This window comes from Vibrio sp. 10N.261.52.A1 (assembly GCF_002876325.1).
Classification (GTDB): domain Bacteria; phylum Pseudomonadota; class Gammaproteobacteria; order Enterobacterales; family Vibrionaceae; genus Vibrio; species Vibrio chagasii.
Genome location: NZ_MCYD01001078.1, coordinates 1 through 2391 on the forward strand (window position 1 = coordinate 1; position 2391 = coordinate 2391).

At 45.8% G+C, this 2391-nt stretch carries 2 protein-coding genes; both read right to left on the reverse strand.

All coding sequences use genetic code 11. The features are described from left to right. Positions 1–52: 52 nt before the first annotated feature. Positions 53–1333, reverse strand: a complete 1281-nt coding sequence (locus BCT81_RS23285; RefSeq protein WP_102426016.1) for a dicarboxylate/amino acid:cation symporter — start codon at positions 1331–1333, stop codon at positions 53–55. Between the two features lie 163 nt (positions 1334–1496). Continuing rightward, on the reverse strand, positions 1497–2391 hold an 895-nt coding region (locus BCT81_RS23290), incomplete at its 5' end, for an S-(hydroxymethyl)glutathione dehydrogenase/class III alcohol dehydrogenase (protein ID WP_102426017.1).

Genomic DNA, 2391 nt, shown 5'->3' on the forward strand with positions numbered 1-2391 from the left:
TACGGGGTCACTTCAATACCTGAACGGGCTTTTTCATTGAACTTGATATTCTCTAAGCTACTGACTTGCTCAGTGCAGGTTCAAGCACTGTCTTTTGTTGTTTCTGCCATTTATCCACGACCAGTGCAGCAATCATGTCACCTTCTACATTAACTGCCGTACGAAATGTATCTAACGGACGTTCAATAATCAGCAGAATCGCGATCGCTTCCAATGGTATGCCAGCGGCCAATAACACCAGCTGCATGCCAGACATAGATCCAGATGGCATACCCGGAGCCCCCACAGAAGAGACCATCGCCATAATGAAGATCATCACCAAGCCAGAAGTCGTGAGGTCCACACCAAACAGTTGAGCCAAGAAGATTGCCGCAACACCCTCGAAAAGTGCCGTACCATCCATGTTCATCACTGCGCCAAGCGGTAACACCATGCTACTTGTACTTTGCGATACACCGAGCTTTTCTTCTGCGCTCTGCATCGCTAGTGGCAAAGTAGCAGAGCTTGATGACGTTGCGAACGCCATCGCCATTGGCGCGGAGATTCCTTTAAATAATGTGCTAAAGCGAATCCCGGTCATCACCTTCGCAATGGCCGGCAGTACAATCGCTCCGTGGATCAGAGTCAGCACAAACACGAGCAAAGCAAACAGTGCCAATTGCTCAAACAGTGACTCACCGCCACGAACGGTAAAATCAAGGACAATGGCGAAAACCGCTAGTGGAGCTAAACGAATTATCCAACCAACAATGGTATTGATGCTCTTGTTCAAGCCATTAAGCACCTCAAAAATCGGGTGTTTTTCTGGCAATGAAGAAAGTAGCGCAATACCCAACATGAATGAGAACACAACAATCGCGAGCAAGTTACCATTGGTTAATGCCGCTACCGGGTTCACTAATGCCATGCTAAACAGCTTGCTTGCAATAGCAGCTCCACCTGCCGCATCTTCGCTTATAAGCTGAACATCGTCTCCAATCGTAGCAACGCTGGTTAAAGGCTCCCAAGCAGGCAACAGCAATGAAGCACCCAAGCCCAAAGAGATGGCTATCAGCGTCGTGAAGCTATAGAAAAGCACCGTATTACGGCCAATTTGCTTCAATCGAGTTATCGAACCAATGCTTGTTATACCTTGCAATAGCGAGAATAAAACCACTAAGCCAACGACCATTTTTAGCAAGCCGATATAGGTAGTTTTGCCAAGCATTAAGAACTGATACCACCCCGTTTGGGTAATACCAGAGGTTGAAGAGATAAGTTGTGCAAAAAGCCATGCAAGCAAAGCAGCTAACACTAACCGTAGAGGTAAAGAGTGGCGAAGTTTAGTCAACATAAAGACAATTCCAGTAACCCTGTAGGACAATTCAGATACCTTTATTAAAGGGAACAACCTTTAATAAAAATATTCCTTGGTAAGCATGCCTAGGAAAAAATAAAGTCCGTTAGATTCAATCTAACGGACTTTATGAAAACCAAATGAGGTTTAAGATTTAAGGCTATTTATCCATGTGTAGAACAGTACGGATAGATTCACCTTTGTGCATTAGTTCGAATGCTTCGTTTACGTCTTCAAGACCCATAGTGTGAGTGATGAACTCTTGAAGACCGAACTCACCCGCCATGTAACGGTTTACGATTTCTGGAAGCTCAGAGCGGCCTTTAACACCACCGAAAGCAGAACCACGCCATACACGACCTGTTACTAGTTGGAACGGACGAGTTGAGATCTCTTGGCCTGCACCTGCAACACCAATTACAACTGACTCACCCCAACCTTTGTGACAACACTCAAGAGCTTGACGCATCACGTTTACGTTACCGATACATTCGAATGAGTAATCAACACCACCGTCTGTCATCTCAACGATAACGTCTTGGATTGGCTTGTCGTAGTTCATTGGGTTGATGCAATCAGTAGCGCCAAGTTGTTTTGCTAGCTCGAATTTGCTCTCGTTGATATCAACACCGATGATTTTGCTTGCACCCGCCATACGAGCACCGATGATTGCAGAAAGACCGATACCGCCTAGGCCGAATACAGCAACTGTGTCGCCTTTTTCAACTTTAGCTGTGTTCAGTACTGCACCCATACCTGTGGTTACGCCACAACCTAGAAGACAAACTTCCTCAAGAGGTGCTTCTTTGTTTACTTTCGCTAGTGAGATTTCTGGAAGTACCGTGTACTCAGAGAAAGTAGAACAACCCATGTAGTGGAAAATTGGCTCACCGTTGATAGAGAAACGGCTTGTGCCATCTGGCATTAGGCCTTTACCTTGAGTTTCGCGAACCGCTTGGCAAAGGTTAGTTTTACCAGACTTACAGAACTTACATTCGCCACACTCAGCTGTGTAAAGTGGGATAACGTGGTCGCCGACTTCAACGCTTGTTACG